This is a genomic window from Kitasatospora sp. NPDC056800, assembly GCF_042789775.1.
Classification (GTDB): Bacteria; Actinomycetota; Actinomycetes; order Streptomycetales; family Streptomycetaceae; genus Kitasatospora.
In genome coordinates, this window is the sequence record NZ_JBHUAL010000211.1 from 1 (window position 1) to 16,973 (window position 16,973).

The window sequence follows — 16,973 nt, forward strand, 5'->3', positions numbered from 1 at the left end:
GGTTCCCTCCCGGGTGGGCCGCCGCCGTGTGAGGAGCGCGGTGCTCAGGTGGTGGTGCCCCCGGCGCCGCCGGCGCCCGCACCGGACCCGCCGGAGCCGGGCAGCCCCGGGATGGTCGGCAGCTTGCCCTTGTAGTCGGTGATGCCCTTGACGATGGTGTCCATCACCGCGACGTCCGGCGACTTGTCGGCGATGTCGAAGCCGAAGTGCACCGAGACCAGCGACTTCCCGTCGGCGGACGGGAAGACCACGGTCTGCACGTAGCCGTTGTTGCCCTTGGGCGCGTCCACCTTCCAGCGGACCAGGTAGCCGTCCTGGCCGTTGACCTTCACGGCCTCGGACTTGAGCTCCTGGTGCCCGGTGACGTCGCCGTACGCGGCCTTGGCGGCCGCCGCGATGTCGGCCTTGGCCGCCGCCTGGGCGTCGGTGCCGCCGCCGTCGATCCGGCCGGTGTTGGCCCCGCCGAGGGAGCAGGTGTTCTTGCCGTCCACGCAGGTGTACGAGCCGACGCTGAGCATGGCGTAGCCGTCGGTGGTGGTGCCGGCCTCCCAGCCGTCCGGGACCGGCAGGGTGAGCTTGTTGACCACGTCGATCGCCTGGTCGGTGCTCGGGCGGGTCTTGCCGCCGCCGTTGCCGTTCCCGCCGCCGCCCTTCCCGCCGTTCCCGCCGTTGCCCCCGTTGCCGCCCTTGCTGTCCCCGCCCCCGCCGTTGCCGGGGTCGCCGAAGCCCGGGAGGCCGCCCCACGGGCCGTAGCCGCCGCCCTGCGGCGCCGGGCGGGCGCTGCGCGGGGCGCGGTCGCTGTGGCCGTCCACCGCGAGGTAGGTGACCCCCGCGCCGACGGCCAGGCCGAGCAGGGCGGCGACGGTGGTCGCCAGCACCAGCTTCGAGGGCTTGCGGCGGGCCTTGCGCGGCGGCCCGGCGGGCGAGCCGTAGGCGGCGCCGAAGGGCGGCGGCTCCGGGTAGCGGACGGTCGGGCCGCTCTCCAGCACCTCGCCCTCCAGCACCGTGGTCTGCCCGGCCGCTCCCGGCCCCGGGGCAGCGGCGGCCGTCGGCTCCGCCTCCGGGGCCTGCGGTGCCGGGGCGTCCGAGGGTGCGGGCCGGGTGTCGGCCGTCCAGCCCTTGCCGTCCCACCACCGCTGCGGCCTCGGGTCGCCGGTGGTGTTCTTGGGGTCCGGGTACCACCCGGCGGGAATCTGCTCGCTCACGGTAGAGAATCTAAAGGCAGCCGGATAAACGCGAAATCAGCGCGGCCCGGAATTCCCGCCGTTTTCGATGAGATTCCGGTGAGAACCCCGGCTGCGGCCCTTCCGCGGCCCTTGTGCGGCCCTTGTGCGGCCCGACCGCCGAGCCCGCGGGCGGCTACAGCGGTGTGACGTACGCCCCGGAGATGCCGCCGTCCACCAGGAACTCGCTCGCCGTGATGAACGAGGAGTCGTCGCTGGCCAGGAAGGCCACCGCGGCGGCGATCTCCTCGGCCCGGGCGAACCGGCCGAGCGGGATGTGCACCAGCCGACGGGCGGCCCGCTCCGGGTCCTTGGCGAACAGCTCGCGCAGCAGCGGGGTGTCCACCGGCCCCGGCGAGAGCGCGTTGACCCGGATGCCCTCCCGGGCGAACTGCACGCCCAGCTCGCGGGACATCGCCAGTACCCCGCCCTTGGAGGCGGTGTAGGAGATCTGCGAGGTGGCCGCGCCCATCCGGGCCACGAAGCTGGCGGTGTTGATGATCGAGCCCCGCCCGTGCCGGCGCATGTACGGCAGCGCGGCCTTGCAGCACAGGTAGACCGAGGTCAGGTTGACCTCCTGGACCCTGCGCCAGGCGTCCAGGCCGGTGGTCAGGATCGAGTCGTCCTCGGGCGGCGAGATGCCCGCGTTGTTGAACGCGACGTCCACGCTGCCGCAGGTCTCGTACGCCTCGTCGAACAGCGCCTCGACCATGTACGGGTCGGTGACGTCGGTGTGCACGAACAGCCCGCCGACCTCCTTGGCGGCGGCCCGCCCGGTCTCCTCGTCGAGGTCGGCGCAGACCACCTTCGCGCCCTCCGAGGCGAGCCGGCGGGCGGCGGCCAGGCCGATCCCGCTGCCCGCGCCGGTGACCACGGCGGTGCGGCCGACCAGCCGTCGGCAGACGGGCTCGTCCGGCGCGGCGTGCTTCTCGCTCATCGGGCTGTCACTCCTCGCTGTGGATGAAGACGTTCTTGGTCTCGGTGAAGTGGCGCAGCGCATCCGGCCCCAGCTCGCGGCCCACCCCGGACTCGCCGAAGCCGCCGAAGGGCGTCCAGTAGCGCACCGAGGAGTGCGAGTTGACCGACAGGTTGCCCGCCCGTACGCCCCGGGCCAGGCGCAGCGCGCGGCCGACGTCCCTGGTCCAGATCGAGCCGGACAGGCCGTAGCGGGTGGCGTTGGCCAGCCGCAGCGCGTCGGCCTCGTCGGTGAACGGCAGGACGGCGGCGACCGGGCCGAAGATCTCCTCGGTGACGGCCGGGACCTCCGGGTCCTCGGGGGCGACCACCGTCGGCGGGTACCAGTAGCCGGGCCCGTCCGGGACCTTGCCGCGGGCCAGCACCGGCAGGTCGGGGGTGAGGTAGGAGGCCACCCGGCGGACCTGGGCGGCCGAGATCAGCGGGCCGAGCTGGGTCTGGGGGTCGGTCGGGTCGCCGGTGCGCAGGGTGTCGACGGCGGGCAGCAGCAGGGCGAGGAAGTCCTCGTACACCTCGCGCTGGACCAGGATCCGGCTGCGGGCGCAGCAGTCCTGGCCGCTGTTGTCGGCGAAGGAGAGCGGGTCGGCGGCGCGGGCCAGGTCGGCGTCGGCGAAGACGATGTTGGGGCTCTTGCCGCCGAGCTCCAGGGTGACCCGCTTGGCGCGGGCGGCGCAGCGGGCGGCGACCTCCTTGCCGACGAGGGTCGAGCCGGTGAAGACGATCTTGCGGACGGCCGGGTGGTCCACCAGGGCCCGTCCGGTGGTGGCGCCCGCGCCGGGGACGGTCTGGAACAGGCCCTCGGGCAGGCCCGCCGCGAGGGCGAGTTCGGCCAGCCGCAGAGCGGTCAACGGGGTGGCCTCGGCGGGCTTGAGCAGGACGGCGTTGCCGGCCGCCAGGGCGGGGGCGAAGCCCCAGGCGGCGATCGGCATCGGGAAGTTCCACGGCGCGATCACCCCGACCAGGCCGACCGGCTCGTGGAAGGTCACGTCCAGGCCGCCGGGGACCGGGATCTGCCGGCCGGTCAGCCGTTCCACTCCCCCGGCGGCGTACTCCAGCAGGTCCCGGACGTTGCCGGCCTCCCAGCGGGCGCTGGCCTGGAGGTGGCCGGCCTCCGCCACCTCCAGGGCGGCCAGCTCCGGGACGTGCACCTCGACCTGGTCGGCGAACCGGCGCAGCAGCCGGGCGCGTTCACCGGGGGCCAGCGCCGCCCAGCCGGCCTGGGCCTTCACCGCGCGCCGGACGGCCGCGTCCAGCTGCTCGGGGGTGGTGTCGGGGACGGTGGCGAGCACCTCGCCGGTGGCGGGGTTGCGGACCGTGCTGCTCCCGGCGGTCGCGTTCGGCTCGGTCACGGCTCACATCCGTTCGAAGGATCGGTAGCGCTCCCAGTCGGTGACCGCCCCGTCGTAGGCGGACTGCTCGACCCGGGCCATGTTCAGGTAGTGCTCGACCACGTCGTCGCCGAAGGCCTCGCGGGCCAGTGCGCTGTCCGCCCAGAGCCCGGCGGCCTCGCGCAGCGAGCCGGGCACCCGCGCGTACTCCTCGACCGCGTAGGCGTTGCCGAGGCAGGGCGCGGGCAGGTCCAGCTTGCGCTGCAGCCCGTGCAGGCCAGCCGCGATCATCCCGGCCACCGCGAGGTACGGGTTGACGTCGCCGCCCGGTACCCGGTTCTCCATCCGCAGGCCGGGGCCGTGGCCGACCACCCGGTAGGCGCAGGTGCGGTTGTCCCGGCCCCAGGCGACGGCGGTCGGGGCGAAGGAGCCCGGGCGGTAGCGCTTGTAGGAGTTGATGTTCGGCGCGTACAGCAGGCTGAACTCCCGCAGCGCGACCAGCTGGCCGGCCAGGAAGTGCCGCATGGTGTCGGTCATCCGGCCGTCCCGGTCGGCGAAGGCGGGGGCGCCGACGGTGTCGCGCAGCGAGAGGTGGATGTGGCAGCTGTTGCCCTCGCGCTCGTCGTACTTGGCCATGAAGGTGAGCGCGCAGCCGAGTTGGGCGGCGATCTCCTTCGCGCCGGTCTTGTAGACGCTGTGCTGGTCGCAGGTGGTGAGGGCGTCGGCGTAGCGGAAGGCGATCTCGTGCTGGCCGAGGTTGCACTCGCCCTTGGCGGACTCCACCACCAGGCCGGCACCGGCCATCTCGGTGCGGATCCGGGACAGCAGCGGCTCGACCCGGGCGGTGCCCAGCATCGAGTAGTCCACGTTGTAGAGGTTCGCCGGGGTCAGGCCGCGGTAGCCACCCAGCCAGGCCTGCTCGTAGGTGTCGCGGAAGACCAGGAACTCCAGCTCGGTGCCGATGTCGGCGGCCAGACCGTACTCGGCGAGCCGGGCGATCTGGCGGCGCAGCAGCTGGCGCGGGGCGGCGTCCACCGGGTGGCCGCCGTGCCGGGCGAGGTCGGCGGTGACCTGGGCGGTGCCGGGCTGCCAGGGGGTCAGCCGCAGGGTGCCGAGGTCGGGGCGCATCGCGAAGTCGCCGTAGCCGGTGGCCCAGGAGGAGAAGGCGTAGCCGTCCACGGTGTTCAGGTCGACGTCGACGGCCAGCAGGTAGTCGCAGGCCTCGGCGCCGTGCTCGGCCACCTCGTCGAGGAAGAACCGGGCGGCGAAGCGCTTGCCCTGGAGGCGCCCCTGCATGTCGGTGAAGGCGAGCGCGACGGTGTGCACCTCGCCGGTGTCCACCAGGGCGCGCAGCCGGTCCAGGGTCAGCGGCGGCCGGGGCGGCGAGCCCGCGGCGGCCCGTTCGGGCGTTTCGGACATACCGAACCCTCCTCCTCGATCACTCTTCGAGATCAAACGGTCACAGCGAACCGTACGGCCTGCGACTCGCGGGACGAAAGAGGGCGGGTGGGTGTCGGGCGCCCGTGGCGCGCCGACGCGCGTGGCTGACGGTCGATCAGGTGCTCCGGGGGGAGAATGCGCGCCATGGATCGCAGGCCTTTGATCGGCGTCAGCACCTACCTGGTGGACGCGAGTTGGAGCGATTGGCGGGGCCGCCGGGTGGCCCTTCTGCCCGAGCGGTACACCGCGCAGGTCCGGGACTCCGGCGGGATCGCGGTCCTGCTGCCGCCGGACGTCCCGGAGCGCGCCCCGGAGGTGCTGGCCCGGCTGGACGGCCTGGTGATCGCGGGCGGGCCGGACATCGACCCGGCGTACTACGGGGAGCCGGCCCACCCGGCGACGGAGGTGGCCTCGCCGGAGCGGGACGCCTGGGAGGTCGCGCTGCTGCGGTCGGCGCTGGCGGCGGGGATGCCGCTGCTGGCGGTCTGCCGGGGGATGCAGGTCCTGAACGTGGTGTGCGGCGGGACGCTGGTGCAGCACCTGCCGGACGTGGTGCCGGTGGACGTGCACGGCGGCTCGCCCGGGTGCTACGGCTCGCACCTGGTGCGGCCGGTGCCGGGGACGCTGCTGGGCGGGCTGCTGCCGGAGAGCGAGCTGGAGGTGCCGACCTTCCACCACCAGGCCGTCGACCGGGTGGGGGCGGGCCTGCGGGTGAGCGCCCACGCGCCGGACGGGACGGTGGAGGCGGTGGAGGGGCCGGGGTTCGCGCTCGGGGTGCAGTGGCACCCGGAGCAGGGGGACGACCTGCGGCTGATGCGGGCCCTGGTCCGGGCGGCCACCGCGGCGGTCCTCGACGCGATGGCGCTGGGGTAGATCAACTGGGCGCGGGGGAACGGGAGTTCGGGAGGCCGGCCGGGTGCGGAGTGAGCCGGATCCGGCCGCCCGGACGGGAACGACAACGGTCACCAGTACAACCTTTGGATCTTTGTCGATTCTGCGGTTCACTTCGGTTGCGGGGCGGTCGTATCGCGCCCCCTTTCCCACCCGTGCGCCCAGAGAGGACTTCCATGGCCGGGCACGAGCACTCGCACGATGATCATGCGCATGACCAGAGGCACTCGCCCTCGCACTCGCACGGCTCCGGGGGGCACGCGCATGGTTCCGGCGGGCACTCCCACGGCTCCGGGGGGCACTCCCACGGCTCCGGGGGACACGGCGGCCACTCGCACGGCGTCGCCGCCGACGCGGACCGCCGCTGGCTGCTCAGCGCCCTCGCCCTGATCGTCGTCTTCATGGCCGGCGAGGTCGTGGTCGGCTTCGCCGCCCAGTCCCTGGCCCTGATCTCGGACGCGGCGCACATGCTCACCGACGCCGCCTCGATCGTGCTCGCGCTGATCGCCATGCGGCTCGCCGCCCGCCCGGCCCGGGGCGGCTACACCTACGGCCTCAAGCGCGCCGAGATCCTCTCCGCGCAGGCCAACGGGGTCACCCTGCTGGTGCTGTCGGCCTGGCTGGGCTACGAGGCGGTCACCCGGCTGTTCGAGCCGCCGCAGGTCACCGGCTCGCTGGTGCTGATCACCGCGCTGATCGGGATCGTCGTCAACCTCGCGGCCACCTGGTGCATGTCCAAGGCCAACCGCAGCTCGCTGAACGTCGAAGGCGCCTTCCAGCACGTCCTGACCGACCTGTACGCCTTCATCGCCACCGCCGTCGCCGGCGCGATCGTGCTGACCACCGGCTTCGCCCGGGCCGACGCCATCGCCTCGCTGATCGTCGTCGCGCTGATGCTCAAGGCCGGCATCGCGCTGGTCCGGGACTCCGGACGGATCTTCCTGGAGGCCGCCCCGGCCGGGATCGACCCGGACGCCGTCGCCGACCGGATGGTCACCGAACCTCTGGTCGAGGAGATCCACGACCTGCACATCTGGGAGATCACCTCCGGCCAGCCCGCCCTGTCCGCACACATCCTCGTCACCCCCGGCGGCGACTGCCACGCGGTGCGGCGCTCCCTGCAGCGCCGGCTCTCGGACGAGTACGGCATCACCCACTCCACCCTCCAGGTCGACCACGTCGGCGAGGACGAGGCCGGCGCGCTGCTGCAGATCGCCACCCCGCCCGACTCCACCGCCGCCCCCAACGGCGCCTCCGCCGCCTCCTCCGCCGCCGAGCACTGCGCCGACTCCCACGGCCCGGTCCACCGCGCCGGACCGCACGAGCACTGAGAACCGGCGGTCCGTCACCGCCGTACGGCATGATCTGAGACGTGACCGCACCGCGACTGATGCTGCTCGACTCCGCCAGCCTGTACTTCCGGGCCTACTACGGCGTACCGGACACCCTGCGCTCGCCGCAGGGTGAGCCGGTCAACGCCGTCCGCGGCCTGCTGGACTTCATCGCCCGGCTGGTCCACGACCACCGGCCCGACCAGCTGGTCGCCTGCATGGACGCCGACTGGCGCCCGCAGTGGCGGGTCGACCTCGTCCCCTCCTACAAGACCCACCGGGTCGCCGAGGCCGCCGAGGACGGCGAGGAGGAGGTGCCCGACACCCTGGCCCCGCAGGTCCCGGTGATCGAGCAGGTGCTGGACGCCCTCGGCATCGCCCGGGTCGGCTCCCCCGGTTACGAGGCGGACGACGTGATCGGCACCCTCACCGCCCGCGCCACCGGCCCGGTGCAGATCGTCACCGGCGACCGCGACCTCTTCCAGCTGGTCGACGACGCCCGCGGGATCACCGTGCTCTACCCGGTCAAGGGCATGGGCAACCTCCAGGTCACCGACGACGCGCTGCTCCAGGAGAAGTACGGCGTACGCGGCGCCCAGTACGCCGACATGGCCGCCCTGCGCGGGGACCCGTCCGACGGCCTGCCCGGCGTCAAGGGCATCGGCGAGAAGACCGCCGCCCAACTGATCAACGAGTACGGCGACCTCCCGGCCATCCGCGCCGCCGCCCTCGACCTCGGCTCCAAGCTCACCCCGGCCCGCCGCCGCAACATCGTCGAAGGCGCCGCCTACCTCGACGTCGCCCCCACCGTCGTCCGCGTCGCCCCCGACGCCCCCCTCCCGGACTTCGACCCGGTCCTCCCCCGCGAACCCCTCTACCCCATGACCCTGGAGGAACTCTCCACCCGCTGGGGCCTCGGCACCTCCCTCGACCGCCTCCTGGAATCCCTCGCCACCCGCTGAGCCCGATTCCACCCCGGGGCCCGCACGTTCGCCTCGAACGCGCGGGCCCCTGCCCTACCGGCCGACCGCTACGCGGCCGGCCAGCCGTGGTGCGCCAGGCCGCCGGGGTCGGTGAGGGCGCCGCGGATGCCTGCGGCGGGGTACGGGATCAGGTCGTCGGGCAAGCCGCCCTCGGCGAACCAGCGCAGGTCCAGGCACTTCTCGGGTTCGCGGTTGACGGGCTCCCCCTGCCACTCGGTGGCGAGGTAGAACAGGCCGAGGCGCAGGGGCGCGGGGGCCTGGTGGTGCAGGACGGTGTAGGCGAGGCGGAGGCGGGCCGGGTCGGTCGTGATGCCGGTCTCCTCCGCCAGCTCGCGGGCGGCGCCGTGGGCGGGCTTCTCCCCTGGGTCGAGTTTGCCGCTGGGGGCGTGCCACTGGCCATAGCCATAGGGGCCGCCGCGCTGGGAGAGCAGGATCTTGCCGTCCGGGGTGCGCAGGACGACGTGGACGTCCACGATCGGGAGCGGGGCAGGGCCGATGTCGCTGATTGTGCTCATGTCCTCTCTAACTCCCGTACGGGATTTCGGTGTTGATCGTCCGGTGCGATACCGCTTCCAGGATTGCCTGTGCGGTGTCGGGCTCCGTGGTCAGCAGGACTGCGAGGTCAGGGACGTCCGCGCCGCGTAGGCGGCGGCGAGGAGGATCTCGGAGTCCACACAGTTGGCACCCTGGAGGACGAGGCCGAAGGGCAGGTGTCAGCCCAACAGTTTCGGAGCCCAGCGGCCTCGCTCGACCCGAGCGAGGCCGCAAAGCCATGTCGCCGGGGCCGACCGATCAGGCGGCTCAGGCGGCGGCACCGTACTCGCGCGTCAGCCTCCGGACTTCGGCGTCCTTGAAGGCCAGTACCTCCTCCACGATCCCGCTCTTCGGCAACTCGGCCACGGGCACGCAGAGGTCCATCCGCTGAATGCAGATGCCCACCATGTACTCCCCCTGATCAGTGAGGTACAGGCGGATGCCGTAGTAGCCCTCCTCGCAGTCCGTGTCGTTGTTGAACCGGCACGACGCGCAGGTGTCAGGGAGCCGCACGGGCAGCAGCCGCTTGACGTACACCGCCCGGCTGCCGAGCGCCCGGTAGAGGGTGCGCTCGTCGGAGGTCCCGGCGGTGAACGTCCGGAGCACCGGTTCCGCGCCGACCCGGGCCAGCACTTCGGAGATCGCCGCGACCGACTCCGGCCCGTCCTGGATGCTGGTGAGCATCCGCACGTCCGCGAACTGGCCGTACGACTCGACCAGGTTGACGACCCGGCCGACGTGGGCCATTCCGGGGACGACGATGTTCACGGAGGCCTTCACGCCGTTGGAGACGGCGGCACGGATGGTCTGCTCCGCCGCCCGGATCTTCGCCTCGGCCAGACTCGGCGTCCTGAAGCGCTCGTCTCCTGTCACTCGAACGTGAGCCGGGGAATCGCTTCGACGTCGATCCCGTACCGGCGGTAGACCTTGGTGGTGTTCTCGCTCGTCAGCTCCTCCAGGGGGAGCTTGAGCGCGAGGGCGGTCGCGTGGACGTGTTCGGCGCTGTCGCCCTCGATCTCCAGGTAGGGGGGAATCAGCGGCCAGTGGTCGATCTCGATGGCCGCGCCACCGAGCGTCCAGGAGGACCGACGGTTCTCCTGGTACGCCTTCGGCTGGTAGCCGAGCTTGCCGAGGAGCGTGTTCGCGGCGTCGAAGTCACCGACGGTCGTCTCCGTTTCGGCCACGCCGTCGATCGCGTCGGAGTGGATCTCCTTGACGCACAGGGTGACGTCGGTGCCCGTGTCACGCAGCCGGACCCACGCTCCCGGCCGGCCGGGGATGTCGTAGACGTAGCGGCGCTGGAAACGGTCGACCACGTGCTCGGCCCCGGCCTCGGCGAGGAGAACGCGGATCTCCTTCGGATCGACGTCGAGGATCTTCGCTTCGAACTCAGTTGCGGTCATGGGGAATTGCCTTCCTCGATGCGGTGCGGGCATACGAGCGCACGGTATCGGCGATGCTGCGAGCCACCTCGGCAGGCGTGCGGTCGGTGCCGTCGACCCGCAGCAGTCCGAACGCCCGGTACACGCGGGATCTTTCGGCCACGTTCGGCTCCTCCCGCCGGTGCCAGGAACTCAGCGTTCCCAGCTCGGCCCGCCGCCGAAGCCGCTCCTGGCGGACGCGTTCGCCCACCTCCAGCAGAATCGGCACATGCGGGAGGAGGACTCCCTCCGGGTACTCCGGCGCGCAGTCGTGACCCATCGCCCTGTGCGTGGCGATGGTGCGCGGGAAGTAGGAATCGACCACCACGGTCCGGCCCGCCCCGACAACCGCGCGAGCGGTCTCGGACTTGATGTGATTGGCCATCATCCACCAGTGGAACCGCGCTGCCAGGATGTCGGCGGCGTCCACCTCCGCACGCATGCGGGGGAAGGTCGGCAAGGTGTCGTCCGTGAGGTGGACGCCGTCAACGAGGGCCGCGACCAGCGGGGCGACCGTGGTCTTCCCGCTCGCGCTGAGACCGTCGATGGTGATGAAGAATCCTCGGGTCACGTCCATGTGAACTCCGTTTCCTGGTTCGGGCTTTCATCGCGGACCCCAGTTCCACGGGACCGGGTGGGCGCCGCGCAGGCACGCGATGCGGTGGGCGGCCTCCTGGCGGATGTTGACGTCGAGATGGGCGCGGCGGACCGTGTTCATCGCCGCACTGAGGACAACGATGTCGCGTACGACCTGGTAGCCGGACCAGGCTCCGATGTAGGGGTGGTCCGGGAGCCGATCCTCCCGCTCGTAGGAGAGGTAGGTGTCGGCGTAGGTGCGGTGGTCCTGACGCGGGCCGGTGAGCAGTTCGGAGCGCCAGCGGGCGGCGACGAGGTCCCACTCTCGATGGCCTCGTCGGAGCGGGCGGCGCAGCAGGAGTCCGACGTGGACTCCGTCGTCATGGCAGGGGACCATGCCGAGGGCACCGAGGACGACGGTTTCCGGTGTCGGCCAGTCGAGGTAGTCCCACTCTTCTCGCAGTTGGGCGGCGCGTTCGCGCAGGAACCGGCGGGCGGACTCGTCCAGCGGCGCGTCGTCCAAGCCGTCCAGCAGGTGGGCGAACGGGTCGTGCTCCCGCAGCCACGGAGCCGTCCCGGGGCCGATGCGGTGGGTGAGGGCGGTCACCCACGCGGAGAGGGACGTGTCGGCGCTCGGCTTCCCTGGGTCCTGCCAGAAGGTCACGGCCTGGCCGTCGACGGCCGCGCGGACCTCGGTGTAGTAGGCGGAGGTGACGGGGAGCAGGTGCTCCCGGAGGAACTGCGCGCCCTTGATGAGCGCCCAGGCCTCGTCCACGTCCGGGTGGACGATGGCGAGTGCGCGCGAGCGCGAGCCGAGCGACCACAGGTGGTTCGGGCTGTCGCTGAGCAGTTCGGCTTTCGCGGGGTCGTCGCCGGTGGCCACGCAGGCCTGCGTCAGGGCCTCGTAGGAGGCCGCGATGTCCAGTCTGCGGGCGGGGCTGATGGTCTTGAGCAGCTTTCTGGTTCGCGTTCCGACGCTCATGGAGCAGTCCTCGGGTACGGAGTGGAAGGGTGGACGGGAGTGGCGGCCCGGCCCGGCCCGTGGAGACGTCGGCTCGCGGCTGTCGGCACGACGGTGCGTTCCCCAGGCCGTTGTGCCGGCCGGTTCGGCCTCGGCGTATTCCCGGGTGCGTGCCCGGGGCCGACCATCAGGCAACGCTCGGGGGGCCGCACGACGGCCTTCGGCTGCACTTCCGCCTCAGCGGCGGTGGCCTGGCCGAAGGTCGCCGGTTCCACGTCGAGTTCGAACCAGACGGACCAGCCGGTGGGCCGCCCCTGAAGGTCGATCCGCTGGTGCCATCCGATGTCGTCCGCGTAACCGTCGACAACCACCAGTCCGCGGCCACTGGTCGCGTCGAGGTCGTCGACGCTGCTGTTCATCGCCGCTTCGACCACGCTCGGGTCCGTCACTGTGGTCCGCAAACGGCCGCGCTCCCGGTCGACGCCCACTTCGATCAACAACACGGCTTCACGGTCAGGGCCTTGACCGGCGGCGTGCTTGATCGCGTTGTCGACGAACTCCGACGAACACACGCGGAGCGCGTACGCCCGGGACTCGTCGAGGACGATGCCGGCTCTCGCGACCTCCTCGGACAACAGGTTGCGGATCGCGCCGAGGGACGCGGTTGTGACCTTGGCTTTGACCTCCAGGACACGGTGCATGGCTGTTCCTCCTGGCTGGACATGGGCAAGTGTTCCCGGGTCATTGGCGGGGGTGGCGAGTGGTGGCCATCGCGTGTCCACAGAGACTCGCCGCGTCAGAGTCGAGGGGCAAGCGGAAGAAGTTGCCGTTACGAGCCGGACTCACTGCTTTGACGCCAGCGGTGATGCAAACCGGCAATGAGTTACTGGTTTTGACGGTCAGTCAGTGACCCCGGGCGACTAGGCTGTCGCTCGGCGATAGTGGAGGTGGGGCGTGGGTCACAAGCCGTCCTGCGCAGCGAGTACCAGGGCCCGTGCCTTGGTGAACGGCTGGACGATCGACATGGCGGTGGCTGCGATCGTTGAGTGCTGTGGCGTTACGCGCCTCCGTGCTCACCGCTTCGCCCGGGGGTGGACACGAGCTCGTGCCGTCAGCGAACTGATCGCCCTGTGCGATGGGTTGGCGCTCGACCGTCCGAATCCGGACGCCGAGCAGCTGGGCGCGTGGGAGCGGAGCGCTCGGATGCCGCGGGCTCAGACCATCGACCTTCTGTGTCGCCTCTACCGGACCGATGCGCAAGGACTGGGACTTTCCGGTGGCTACCGGGCGGATGTGTGCTCGCCTGTGACCGTGTTCACGCCGCCCGTCACACCCGATGTTCCGGTGACCGAACGTGCGGCCGCACCCGGGTCGCCTGACGTGAGCGACCCGTTCGATGCTGTGGCCCGCGCACACCGGCGCGCCATCGAACGCACGCTGGCGAGCACGACGCTCACCACCGGGGAGCTGGAGTCCCTGGACGGGAAGCTCCTCACGCTGCGACGGGACTACGTGTCCGACCCCCCGATGGTGATGCTGGCACGGCTGCTGACAACCCTGGAGGAAGTCCGGCAGTACTCCGAAGAGCGGCAGCCGGCGCTCGTCCAGGTGCGTCTGTCCGAGATGATCGCCGTGCTGTCCACTCTGACCGCGGACGCCCTGATGAAGCTGGGACGAAAGGAGCAGGCCCGGGACTGGTACGGGACCGGGAAGTCAGCAGCCGACGACAGCGGCAACCGCGAACTGCGCACACGAGTGCGAGTGCAAGCAGCAATGCTGCCGTTCTACTACGGGCCTCTGACCGAGGCAGCAGCCCTTGCCCACGAGGCTGTGCTCCTCAACCGCGGGCGGCCGTCCGCGACAGGAGCGTTCGCCGCCGCCGCGGAAGCCCGGATCAAGGCTCGCCAGGGAGACGAGGACGGCGCCCGCGCGTCGATCGCACAAGCCCGCGGGCTGTTCGAACGCAGTCGGCAGGCAGCCCTGGAGGACGATGCCTGGGCGTTCCCCTATCGGCGGCTCCAGCTCTATTTGTCGGGCGCCTTCACCGCGCTCGGCGACACGGTGCAGGCCGGCCGTGCCCAGGAGGAGGCTCTGCGCCTCTACCCCGACCACACCGGTATCGACCCGGCGCTGCTGCGCTTGGAGCAGGCCATGTGTCTGGTTCGGCAGCGGAGCGTGTCCGAGGCCTGCCAGTTGGCCCGGGACACCTACCTGGCGGTGCCCGGTGACCACCGTACGCAGATCCTCGGCACCCGCGCGGCGGATGTCATCAAGATAACGCCGAAGGAGGCGAGGCCTCGCGCAGCCCGGGAACTCGGCGAACTCCTGGCGCTTCCGTCCGGCGGGACGTGACAGATGCTTCCCCTGCCCGTCAGCCTGACAGGTATGAGTGTTCCGGTTGTCCGGGTCGGCGGGTTCGCCGAAGCCGAGGTCGTCACAATCCTCAACGCCGCGTGCGACCAGGTCGGGCTCGACCCGACCGGAGCCGTGATGCTGCGCGGCCATACCAACGCCGTCTACACGCTGCCGGCCGCCGGGGCGGTCGCCAAGATCGCGAGGGCGGGCACACCCTTGGAGAGCGTCCGCCGTACCGTCCGGCTCGTTCAGTGGCTCACCAGCAAGAACTTCCCCACCGTCGAACTGCTGCCGATGAAGCAACCGGTTGTGGTCGACGGGCATGCCGTGACGTTCTGGCACCACCTGCCCCAGCCCGACCGTCCCGTCCCGGCGGCGCATCTTGCTGTTCCCCTCCGCATGCTTCATGAGCTTCCACTACCTCCCTTCGATGTCCGTCCCGTCGACACAGCCGGTGCCATCAGGCGGTCGATCGCGAAGACCACCGCATTGCCGGCGAACGATGTCGCCTACCTCGAACGGCGGCTGACCGAGCTGGAGGACGCGCTTCGCCAGGTCCGCTACGTCCTGCCGCCGGGGTTGTCACAGGGGGACCCTCAGCACCGGAACGCGCTCCACCACGAGGATTCCGCAGTCCTGTGCGATTGGGACACCGCCTGCTTCGGGCAGCCGGAACTCGACCTCGTCACCGTCGAGATCCACTGTCGCCGCTTCGGCTACGGCCGCGCCCACTATCAGGAGTTCGCCGATGCCTACGGATTCGACGTGACGTCGTGGCAGGGCTACCCCGCCCTGTGCTCGCTCCGTGAACTGCGGATGATCACCACGAACGCCAAGCGGGCCTCAGCCGGAAGCCCGACGATCGCGGAGGTACGACACCGCATCCAAGGGCTGCGGTCCGGACACGACCGGCTCGAATGGAACATCCTCTGACCAGGCCCCGGTTCGGGCCAACGAGTTCCGACGCAACCACTTCGCCCGGATCACATGCCTCCGCCCTCTGCCTCTTGGCGAATCATCCTTGCCGGACTGCACGCCTCAGGGGCGGCAAGGAGCTTCGAGCGCAGCCTCGCGCCCTGGAAAACTTCCTCATTCTCGGTCACCTCAGCCTCGTGAAGGCCGGGCAGCGCTCCAGGGTCGCACTATCTCATCCCAGTCACTCGACGCCATGCAAACCGATCGACGCCGTCGACAGGCGCGCTGCCGAGTACTTGGCAGCCACCATCTGACCCGCCGCCCAAGCGCGGTCCGTTCCAAGGAGAGGAAACACATGAGTGACGTCTTCAGCGTGGAAGCGCTCGGGCACGTTGTAGGAGGTCGAACGGAACCGACCGACGACTTCTGGGGAGGGACGCGCGCCATCATCCGGCTCGACGGCGACAGGTTTCCGTTCGACGCGACGAAGGGGCTGGAGGAGTTCTCCCACCTCGACGTGATCTTCCGGTTCCACAGGACCGACCCGACCGATCTGAACTTCGGTGCGCGCCGCCCCCGGGACAATCCGGAATGGCCCGAGGTCGGCGTGTTCGGCCACCGGAACATGCGGCGCATCAACTGGCTCGGCTCCTCCCGCTGTCGGCTCGTGAAGGTCGACGGCCTGGACCTGCACGTCGAGGACCTGGACGCCATCGACGGCACCCCGGTCCTCGAAGTGAAGCCCTGGTTCGAGGAGTTCGGCCCGCGGGGAGAAGTCCGCCAACCCACGTGGACCAGCGAGATGCTCCGCGACTACTTCGCCCCGGCGCCGCCCACGGTCTGACCGGCGGCATTGGCTCGTTCGCGTCGGCTGTCTCTTCTCCACGAGAAGTCGACTGGGCCGACTTCCTGCGCAACGCTGTTGAGGCCCAGCGGCGAGGCGAAGCCGAAGCCGCACAGGAGGTGGAAGGTGACGGGTGAAGCGCCATGGCCGAAGGCTTGGCGCTTCACCCACCTTCACCGTCTGACCGACCACGCGACTGCCGGGGAGGGGCTCGCCCTGCTGGACAGGGCCGAGGTGCTGGCGGACACGTACGGTACGACCCACCAGCGAAGGAGCATCCGAGGCATCCGGTCCGGATTCCGGCGGGAACGGTGCCTTCAGTGAGCAGGAGAAGAACGTGGCGGACACTCAGCAGCGCGAGATCACCGACCGACAGTGGGCGGACGCCACGCTGATCTGGGAATACCACCAGATGGGGCACGAGCGGCGGCCGTGCGATGTGGCGATCGGTCTGGGCTGCCACGACCTCGGAGTGGCGGCCGAGACGGCAGCCCTGTACCTGGACGGCCTGGTGCGGAGGATCGTGTTCACGGGCGGGCCGAACCCGTCCCGGCCGGAGCTCTTCCCCCGAGGTGAGGCCGTGCACTTCACCGAGCACGCCATCGCCCTCGGGGTCCCCGAGCATGCGATCCACCAGGAGCCCCGCGCCCGTAACACCGGGCAGAACATCCAGTTCTCCCGTGACGTCCTGGAGGCCGCCGGCATCAAGGCACGGTCGGTGCTGCTCGTGACCATGCCGTACATGGAGCGCCGGGCGTTCGCGACGTGCCGCAAGGTGTGGCCGGAGGCCGAGGTGGTGTGCGTCTCGACCCCGATGGGCCTGAACGACTACGTGAAGAGCATCGGCGACGACAAGCTCGTGATCGACAGCCTCGTGGGCGACCTCCAGCGGGTGATCGAGCACCCGAGGCGCGGGTTCGCCGTTGCCCAGGAGGTTCCGGAGACGGTTCATGATGCGTACCAGCGGCTTCTGGCCGACGGATTCGACAGCAAGACGCTCAACTGACGCGGCGCCGCCCTCCGGGCTTGGTGTGCGCTGTCCACCAGCCCAACTTCCTCCCCCGATGAAAGCGGCCCTCGAAATGGCATGAGAGGTGTTCGGCGCCCTCGCTCGGGTGGAGCGAGGGCGCCGGGGTTCAGCGTGGCAGTCGATTTCCTCTTCTCCACGGGACGTCGACCGTATCGAATTCCTACGC

Annotated in this window: 17 protein-coding genes; 7 read left to right on the plus strand and 10 right to left on the minus strand. The window is 71.0% G+C overall.

Annotated features, from left to right (window positions below; all coding sequences use genetic code 11):
- Positions 1-44: 44 nt before the first annotated feature.
- The 4 genes from ACFRQN_RS33450 to ACFRQN_RS33465 form a co-directional block, all read right to left on the minus strand.
- The gene (locus ACFRQN_RS33450) at positions 45-1,205 is read right to left on the minus strand and encodes a DUF2510 domain-containing protein (protein WP_380744134.1); all 1,161 of its coding nucleotides are present in this window, start codon (positions 1,203-1,205) and stop codon (positions 45-47) included.
- Positions 1,206-1,359: 154 nt separating this feature from the next.
- Positions 1,360-2,160, minus strand: coding sequence for a 3-oxoacyl-ACP reductase (locus ACFRQN_RS33455; RefSeq protein WP_049649878.1), 801 nt, complete (start codon positions 2,158-2,160; stop codon positions 1,360-1,362).
- A gap of 7 nt (positions 2,161-2,167) precedes the next feature.
- Complete coding sequence (locus ACFRQN_RS33460; protein ID WP_375876067.1) at positions 2,168-3,547, minus strand: aldehyde dehydrogenase family protein; 1,380 nt, start codon at positions 3,545-3,547, stop codon at positions 2,168-2,170.
- 3 nt (positions 3,548-3,550) lie between these two features.
- On the minus strand, positions 3,551-4,945 hold the full coding sequence (locus ACFRQN_RS33465) for a glutamine synthetase family protein (RefSeq protein ID WP_375876066.1): 1,395 nt from the start codon (positions 4,943-4,945) through the stop codon (positions 3,551-3,553).
- Positions 4,946-5,110: 165 nt separating this feature from the next.
- Between ACFRQN_RS33465 and ACFRQN_RS33470 the strand changes: the two genes are divergently transcribed.
- The 3 genes from ACFRQN_RS33470 to ACFRQN_RS33480 all read left to right on the plus strand — a co-directional run bounded on the left by ACFRQN_RS33470 (position 5,111) and on the right by ACFRQN_RS33480 (position 8,150).
- Positions 5,111-5,839: a gamma-glutamyl-gamma-aminobutyrate hydrolase family protein gene (locus ACFRQN_RS33470; RefSeq protein ID WP_380744137.1), complete on the plus strand. Its 729-nt coding sequence runs from the start codon at positions 5,111-5,113 to the stop codon at positions 5,837-5,839.
- Between the two features lie 194 nt (positions 5,840-6,033).
- On the plus strand, positions 6,034-7,188 hold the full coding sequence (locus tag ACFRQN_RS33475; RefSeq protein WP_074002341.1) for a cation diffusion facilitator family transporter: 1,155 nt from the start codon (positions 6,034-6,036) through the stop codon (positions 7,186-7,188).
- A 59-nt stretch (positions 7,189-7,247) separates the two neighbouring features.
- Entirely contained in the window at positions 7,248-8,150 is a 903-nt protein-coding gene (locus ACFRQN_RS33480) for a 5'-3' exonuclease (RefSeq protein WP_117491547.1), read from the plus strand.
- 68 nt (positions 8,151-8,218) lie between these two features.
- On the opposite strand, the gene ACFRQN_RS33485 is transcribed toward ACFRQN_RS33480, so the two are convergent.
- From ACFRQN_RS33485 to ACFRQN_RS33510, 6 genes are all read right to left on the minus strand, one after another.
- Positions 8,219-8,686 (minus strand): NUDIX domain-containing protein, encoded by a 468-nt coding sequence (locus tag ACFRQN_RS33485; RefSeq protein WP_380744139.1) that lies wholly within the window; start codon positions 8,684-8,686, stop codon positions 8,219-8,221.
- A gap of 286 nt (positions 8,687-8,972) precedes the next feature.
- Positions 8,973-9,578, minus strand: a complete 606-nt coding sequence (locus ACFRQN_RS33490) for a hypothetical protein (RefSeq protein ID WP_380744141.1) — start codon at positions 9,576-9,578, stop codon at positions 8,973-8,975.
- Positions 9,575-10,108, minus strand: a complete 534-nt coding sequence (locus ACFRQN_RS33495) for a class IV adenylate cyclase (RefSeq protein WP_380744143.1) — start codon at positions 10,106-10,108, stop codon at positions 9,575-9,577. The genes ACFRQN_RS33490 and ACFRQN_RS33495 overlap by 4 nt, the downstream gene beginning before the upstream one ends.
- The gene (locus ACFRQN_RS33500) at positions 10,095-10,703 is read right to left on the minus strand and encodes an AAA family ATPase (RefSeq protein WP_380744145.1); all 609 of its coding nucleotides are present in this window, start codon (positions 10,701-10,703) and stop codon (positions 10,095-10,097) included. Before ACFRQN_RS33500 ends, ACFRQN_RS33495 begins: the two co-directional genes overlap by 14 nt.
- Positions 10,704-10,730: 27 nt before the next feature.
- Positions 10,731-11,684: a hypothetical protein gene (locus tag ACFRQN_RS33505; protein WP_380744147.1), complete on the minus strand. Its 954-nt coding sequence runs from the start codon at positions 11,682-11,684 to the stop codon at positions 10,731-10,733.
- Complete coding sequence (locus ACFRQN_RS33510; RefSeq protein WP_049649892.1) at positions 11,681-12,364, minus strand: anti-sigma regulatory factor; 684 nt, start codon at positions 12,362-12,364, stop codon at positions 11,681-11,683. The genes ACFRQN_RS33505 and ACFRQN_RS33510 overlap by 4 nt, the downstream gene beginning before the upstream one ends.
- 301 nt (positions 12,365-12,665) lie before the next feature.
- Between ACFRQN_RS33510 and ACFRQN_RS33515 the strand changes: the two genes are divergently transcribed.
- The 4 genes from ACFRQN_RS33515 to ACFRQN_RS33530 all read left to right on the plus strand — a co-directional run bounded on the left by ACFRQN_RS33515 (position 12,666) and on the right by ACFRQN_RS33530 (position 16,783).
- Positions 12,666-14,015: a tol-pal system YbgF family protein gene (locus ACFRQN_RS33515; protein ID WP_380744150.1), complete on the plus strand. Its 1,350-nt coding sequence runs from the start codon at positions 12,666-12,668 to the stop codon at positions 14,013-14,015.
- 33 nt (positions 14,016-14,048) lie between these two features.
- Entirely contained in the window at positions 14,049-14,951 is a 903-nt protein-coding gene (locus ACFRQN_RS33520) for a phosphotransferase (RefSeq protein ID WP_049649896.1), read from the plus strand.
- A 337-nt stretch (positions 14,952-15,288) separates the two neighbouring features.
- Positions 15,289-15,777 carry a TrmO family methyltransferase gene (locus tag ACFRQN_RS33525; protein WP_380744152.1) on the plus strand — a complete coding sequence of 163 codons (489 nt, stop codon included), beginning with the start codon at positions 15,289-15,291 and terminating at the stop codon, positions 15,775-15,777.
- Positions 15,778-16,114: 337 nt separating this feature from the next.
- Positions 16,115-16,783: a YdcF family protein gene (locus ACFRQN_RS33530; protein ID WP_380744154.1), complete on the plus strand. Its 669-nt coding sequence runs from the start codon at positions 16,115-16,117 to the stop codon at positions 16,781-16,783.
- Positions 16,784-16,973 lie beyond the last annotated feature (190 nt).